The sequence below is a fragment of the Promicromonospora sp. NPDC050880 genome (genome assembly GCF_044456525.1).
Classification (GTDB): Bacteria; Actinomycetota; Actinomycetes; order Actinomycetales; family Cellulomonadaceae; genus Promicromonospora.
The window spans coordinates 609872-616199 of record NZ_JBITFV010000002.1; the positions used below are offsets into that span (position 1 = coordinate 609872).

Genomic DNA, 6328 nt, shown 5'->3' on the forward strand with positions numbered 1-6328 from the left:
TCGTGCGTCAGACCGCCTCGGGGTCGGCGCCCTGGGCGGCTCGTCCCCCGTCGACGGGCAGTACGGCGCCGTTGACGAAGCCCGCCTGGTCGGAGAGCAGGAACGCGACGACGTCGGCCACCTCGCGCCCCGTGCCGACCCTGCCGAGCGGGTGCAGGGCGGCCATCTGCCGGTCCACGTCGGGGTGCTCCTGCCGGTACCGCTCGTAGCGCTCCGTCTCCACCGACCCGAGGGCGACGGCGTTGGTGCGGATCGCTGCGGGCCCGTGGTCGACGGCGACCGCGCGGGTCAGCGCCTCGATCGCGCCCTTGGCGGTGGCGTAGGGCAGGGCACCGCGCACCGGGCGCTGTGCCTGGTGGGAGGAGACGTTGACGACGGCGCCCGGCCGCCGGTACCGCAGGAAGTGGCCGACGGCGGTGTGGCAGCCGGTGATCGCCAGGGCGAGGTTGGCGCTGACCGCGGCGAGCACCTCGCCGGGCGGTGCGGTGACCGGCAGGTCCCGGAAGACGGCGGCGTTGTTGACCCAGCCGGCCAGGGGTGCCCGGTCCTCCGCCGCGTCGGCCGCCCGGCGGGCCGTGACGGGGTCCGCGGCGTCGCCGCGCACGAGCGTGACGCGCGGGTCGTCCGTGAGCCTCCTGATGTCGCCGCTGGGCGGCTCCCCCGGCTCGCCCACGAGGTCGAGGACGACGACGTGGCCGCCCTGGGCCAGCCGCTCCACGACGGCACGTCCCACACCACGACCGCCTCCAGTCACCACGAACGAGCGCATCCAGGCCTCCCCTGTGTCGCGTCCACCGACGACATCACACCTTGACACCGGAGCGCACCCCCGAAAAACTCACGGCAGCATCCGTCTGCATCGAGGCAACCGGATCCCCAGCTGCGACACCGACGTCCGGGAGAGAGAACAGTGGATACACCTTCGCGAGCTCAGGCAGGCCGGCGACGCCGGTACAGACCCCACCCCGCGGCGGCGTTGACCGCGGCGACGACCGCCGTGCTGCTCCTCGGCCCGGCGGTCGTCGCCGCCGGGGCTCCCGCCGTACCCGGCACGAGCGCCAGCGCCGTCACGGCGCAGGACCGGGCCGGCACGCTCGACGGACACCGGGTCGCGTCACCGGACAGGTCGATCGAGGCGACCGTCGGCGTCGTGGACGGCACGCTGACGTACGAGGTCGTGCGGGACAGGACCACGACCGTCGTGGCGCCGTCGGGTCTCGGGCTCACGCTGCGCGATCCCGCGGTCGACCTCACCGCGGGCCTGAGCATCACCTCCACCGACCGCGACGAGGTCGACGAGACCTGGACCCCGGCCTGGGGCAACGACGCACGGGTGCGCAACCACGCCAACGAGCTGACGGTCCACGCCGTGCACGAGGCCTCGGGCGTGGAGCTCGACGTGGTCCTGCGCGTGTTCGACGACGGTGTCGGCCTGCGCTACCGCCTCCCGCAGCAGGAGGCACTGGGCGACGGCGTCGTCGTGGCCGGGGAGACCACCGAGTTCGCGCTGCCCGCCGACGCCACGGCGTACTCGATCCCCGCGGGAACGAGATGGAGCGCCGACGAGCAGCACTACCGCACGCAGCCCCTGCCCGACGTGGCCTCGGCGCAGACCCCGATCACGATGTCCCGCTCCGACGACCTGTTCCTGGCCGTGCACGAGGCGGCCCTGATCGACTTCCCGAGCATGACCGTGGTCCGTGGCGGCACGCCCGGCACCCTCGTCTCGGACCTGATCGCGCTGCCGAACGGTGACAAGGCGGTGATCGACGTCGACGCCGACGGGTTCAGCACGCCCTGGCGCACCGTGACCGTCGGCCGCACCGCCGGTGACCTCGCCGGGTCGCACCTGATCGAGAACCTCAACCCGCCGTGCGCCATCTGCGACGTCGACTCCGACGGCGACGGCACGGCGGACACGACCGACTGGATCGACCCCGGCACCTACGTGGGCGTGTGGTGGGAGCTGCAGCGCCGCGACACGACGTGGAACGCGGGGCCGAAGCACGGCGCCACCACGGAGCGCATCAAGGAGTACGTGGACCTGGCCGCGGAGGCCGGCGCCAAGTACGTGCTGGCCGAGGGCTGGAACCAGAACGCGGGCGGCGAGTGGAAGGGGCAGGACTTCGTCACGCCGCAGGCCGACGTCGACATCGACGAGGTGCTGGCCTACGCGGAGGCGAACGGCGTCGGCTTCATGGCGCACAACGAGACGCGCGGCTACGTCGACTACTACGACGAGCACATGGACGAGATCTTCGACCAGTACCAGGAGTGGGGCATCCACGCCCTGAAGACCGGGTACGCCACACGGTTCGAGCTGGGCGGCGTCAACCGCAGCCACTACGACCAGGAGGCGGTCAGGCACTACCAGCGCGTCATCGAGTCGGCGGCGCAGCACGAGATCTCGGTCAACGCGCACGAGGCGATCAAGCCGACGGGGCTGTCACGCACCTACCCGAACATGATGACGGGCGAGGGCGTGGCGGGCATGGAGCAGCACAACTACATGGGCGCGGGCGGCAACCCGCCCGAGCAGGCCACCATCCTGCCGTTCACGCGGTGGATGGGCGGCCCGGCGGACTACACGCCCGGCGTGCTGGCCGTGACCTGGGACCCGGCGAACCTCAAGACGCGCGTGCAGACCACGACGACGGCGCAGCTCGCGCTCTACCCGACGTTCTCCAGCCCGCTGCAGATGCTCGCGGACACCCCGGAGAACTACGCGGAGCACGCGGACGCGTTCGACTACCTCAGGGACATGCCCACGCGCTGGGACGAGTCGCACGTGCTGGACGCCGAGCTCGGCGACCACACCGTCACGGCACGCCGCAGCGGCCCGGTCTGGTACGTCGGCTCGATCACCGACGAGCACGACCGCGCGGTCCGCGTGCCGCTCGGGTTCCTGGACCGCGGCACCACCTACGTGGCCGACATCTGGTCCGACGCCGCGGACGCGTCCTGGAAGGGCAACCCGACGGCCGTCGAGGTGAAGCGCGCGCTCGTGGACCGGACCGACACGATCGAGGCGGCCATGACGGCCGCCGGCGGCCAGGCGGTCCGGCTGCGCCCGGCCACCGCCACCGACCTCGCGGAGCTGCCCCGCTACGCGGCCCCGACGTTCCGGCTCCAGGGGTCGCCCGAGGCGTCCTACGACCCGGTCGCGGAGGTCGTGACCGTCACGGCGACCGTCCGGAACAGCGGCACCACCGTCGGCCAGGCAGGGCTCGCCGTGGACGGAGAGGCCGTCGACGGGGCCACGGGCCGCGTCGCGGGAGGCGGCACGAGGACGTTCACCGCCCGGATCCCGGCCGACGACGTCACCTACGACGCCCGCAACGCGCTGAGCGTCGTCGACGCCGCGGGGAACGCCGGCCGGGCCGTCGACGTCGCGCTGCTGCCCTACCCCGACGCGGACCTGCTCGACCTGGTGGGCGACCGCCGTGTGGCGCCGGACCGGTCCGCGCTCCTCGTGCGGCACGCGCGACGTGCCCTGGAGGCAGCCGAGCGGCACGACCTCGCGACGACCCGGCTCGCCCTGCAGGCGGTGCGTCACGTCGCGCTCACCTCCGGTACCGACGACGTCCCGGCCGACGTCGGCGCGGCCGTCGACGCCGCCGTCGTCCCGTACCTGGGCGAGGCCGTGGGCGTGTTCGGCGTGCTGTCGCTGGTCCGGGACGCGGAGCAGGCGGGCGCCGTCGACCACCCGACGGCAGCCGCCCTGCGCGAGCCGGCGGCGGCCGCGGCCACCCACGCCCGCACGGGCGACGCCGCCGCGCTGGCCGGGTCGCTGGACGATCTCGCGGAACGGGTCGCCGGCGCCGCGGGCGACGCCGCTGCCCTGGACCGGCTCCGGGCCGCCGTCGGGGCGCTGCGGGCCGAGCACGTCGCCGAGGCCGAGACCGCCACGCTGGTGGGCGGCGCGCGGATCACCACGGAGCACCCGGGCTACACGGGGACCGGGTTCGTCCGTGACCTGACCCGCACGGGAGCCGGGGTGCGGTTCACGTACGAGGCGGCCGCTCCCTCGGCCGTCGACATCTCGTTCCGCTACGCCAACGGCATGGTGGTCGCACCGCTCGACCGGCAGCTCTCCGTGTCGGTCGACGGCGGACCGGACCGGCCAGTCACCTTCCCCAACCTGGGGCAGGACGCCGACCGGTGGCGGCGCTGGGGGCACTCCCCCGCCCTGCAGGTCACCCTGGCGCCCGGGCGGCACGAGATCCTGCTGCACCACACCGCCACCGACACGGGCAACATCAACCTCGACCACCTGCGCGTGGAGGCGACGCCGGGCGTGCGGCCCGAACCCGCGCTCCCGGCCTGGTCGGCCACGGAGACCTACACGGCGGGCGCCCAGGTCGTGTTCGAGGGATCGGTGTGGCTGGCATCCTGGTGGACCCGGGGCGAGACACCGGGCACCTCGGCCCACGGCGCGTGGCAGGAGGTCACCGCGGCCGTCGACGGCACGGCGGTGTGGACACGGTCCCGGATCTTCGTCGCCGGCGACTTCGCGGTGCACGACGGCAGGCTGTACGAGGCCCGCTGGTGGACCCGCGGGCAGGTGCCGGGCGCCGCGGACGGCCCGTGGCGCCCGGTGGCCTGAACGAGCCGAGGCAGGCCGCGGGGCTGCGTGGACGTCGTCCCCGCAGCCCCGCGGCCGTCGGGTCGTGGCGTTCTACCCCGGGTAGGGACGGAACGTCTGGGTGCGGTCGAGGAACGCCTCGGAGAAGTACTCGCTGCCGGCCGTGCCCTGCTGCACCCCGCGCAGGAAGTCGGTCGTCGTGATCTCGAGCCGCTCCCAGTCGCCGTCGGCGCTCTGGACGTACAGCGGGTACGACGCCGGGGCGACACCGGGGTCGACCCGCCAGAACAGGGTGGCGCCGGTGCCCGTGCTCGCCCACGCGATCAGCTTCGTGTCCTCGCCGATGTCCTCCGGCGGGTCGGAGAAGCCGTTGTCCCAGAAGATCTTGAGGTCCTCGAACACGCCGAGCGAGTCGAGCAGGTTCCGGTCCTCGTACCGCTCACCCGGGGCGTAGACGCGCACGTAGTCGAACCACAGGCCGGCGCCGCCGGCGTCGACCAGGGCCCGGTAGTCCTCCGGGAGGGCGACCTGGAGGGTGGCCTCGGCCTGCTCCCAGTCGTAGGCGTCGGCGGGGGGAACCAGTCCGCCCGCGTCGATGAGTTCGTCCAGGCTTGCCATCTGTTACCTCGTCCCGAAGAGAAAGCCGTGCTGGTTCACGGAGATGTTCCCGGCCTTCATCTCCTGGCTGAGCAGGGGAAGGTTCGAGTTCGACAGGGTGTAGTCGAGCTGGTACCCGTTCGACCCCTGACCGCTGAAATGAATCGAGTGGGGAATCTCCGACGCTCCGTCATACTGCGGTGTCACCTTATACACGACGTCCTCGCCGTTCTCGACGACCTTGCGCACCTCGCCCTCGATGGCCCGCTGCCAGGGATTGTTGGACCTGTTGTACTGCGAGACGAAGTTGGCGGCATGGTCGTTCGGACCGCCGAGCTGCGCGCCGTGGAGGTGACCCGCCTGATGGATGGACGGGTCGTACCCGAGCGGCTTGACCGAGGGGTTGGTCTTGCCACCGATGGAGCTCTTGGTGAGCTTGACGTCGATCCCGGCGGGACGGCCGAGACCGTCCACCTTGTAGCTGCCGCCGTTGATCTTGTACGTGTGGTTCTTCTTCAGGGCGTTCGCATGAACGGCGTTGTGGACGAGGATGCTGATCTCACCGGCGTGGACGTAGTAGGTGGTGTAGGTCTCGACGTGGAAGTTGTAGACCGTCTCGACCTGATCCTCGGGCCGCTGCTCGATCTCGATGGCCTGAACGGGTGTGGTGGTTCCCTCGGGGGTGACCAGCAGGTCACCTTCCTTCAGGAACGCCGCATCGGTCCACCCCCGCCCGTGCACCATGAACGGATGCTCCGCCGTGGTCGAGACGACCTGGTCGTTGATCCTGAGGTGGAACAGCTCGTCGGTGGTCCGCACGAACGTCTCGACCACCAGACCCAGCTCGTCCCGACCGGTGACCGTGTCATGAGCCCAGACCTTGTCCCCCACCCGGATCTCCTCGATCGGGCGCGGACCGTCCGGAGTCCGGACCATCGTCCCGGCCACGAAACACTTCCCGAACCCGAACTTGCACCACCCGTTCTTCAACCCCTGCTTGAACGTGCCCTTGGCGATGCTCTTGGACAACCCCATCGCAGCCTTCGCGGCACCACCCAGACCGATCAGAGACAACGCCGCACCCGCGATCGCGATCCCCGCCTCCGCCCACGACCGCTCACCCGTGGCAGCCAACGTGATATTCGC

4 protein-coding genes are annotated in these 6328 nt (G+C 71.9%); 1 reads left to right on the top strand and 3 read right to left on the bottom strand.

What is annotated here, in order from left to right; all coding sequences use genetic code 11:
• Positions 1 to 7 precede the first annotated feature (7 nt).
• Entirely contained in the window at positions 8 to 769 is a 762-nt protein-coding gene (locus tag ACIBBF_RS06670; RefSeq protein WP_397411742.1) for an SDR family NAD(P)-dependent oxidoreductase, read from the bottom strand.
• Positions 770 to 976: 207 nt separating this feature from the next.
• On the opposite strand from ACIBBF_RS06670, the gene ACIBBF_RS06675 reads away from it, so the two are divergent.
• Complete coding sequence (locus ACIBBF_RS06675; RefSeq protein ID WP_397411744.1) at positions 977 to 4606, top strand: glycoside hydrolase family 97 catalytic domain-containing protein; 3630 nt, start codon at positions 977 to 979, stop codon at positions 4604 to 4606.
• 72 nt (positions 4607 to 4678) lie between these two features.
• Here ACIBBF_RS06675 and ACIBBF_RS06680 read toward each other — a convergent pair whose 3' ends face one another.
• On the bottom strand, positions 4679 to 5203 hold the full coding sequence (locus ACIBBF_RS06680) for a hypothetical protein (RefSeq protein ID WP_397411746.1): 525 nt from the start codon (positions 5201 to 5203) through the stop codon (positions 4679 to 4681).
• A 3-nt stretch (positions 5204 to 5206) separates the two neighbouring features.
• The coding region (locus ACIBBF_RS06685; protein WP_397411748.1) for a polymorphic toxin-type HINT domain-containing protein at positions 5207 to 6328 on the bottom strand (1122 nt) is incomplete at its 5' end.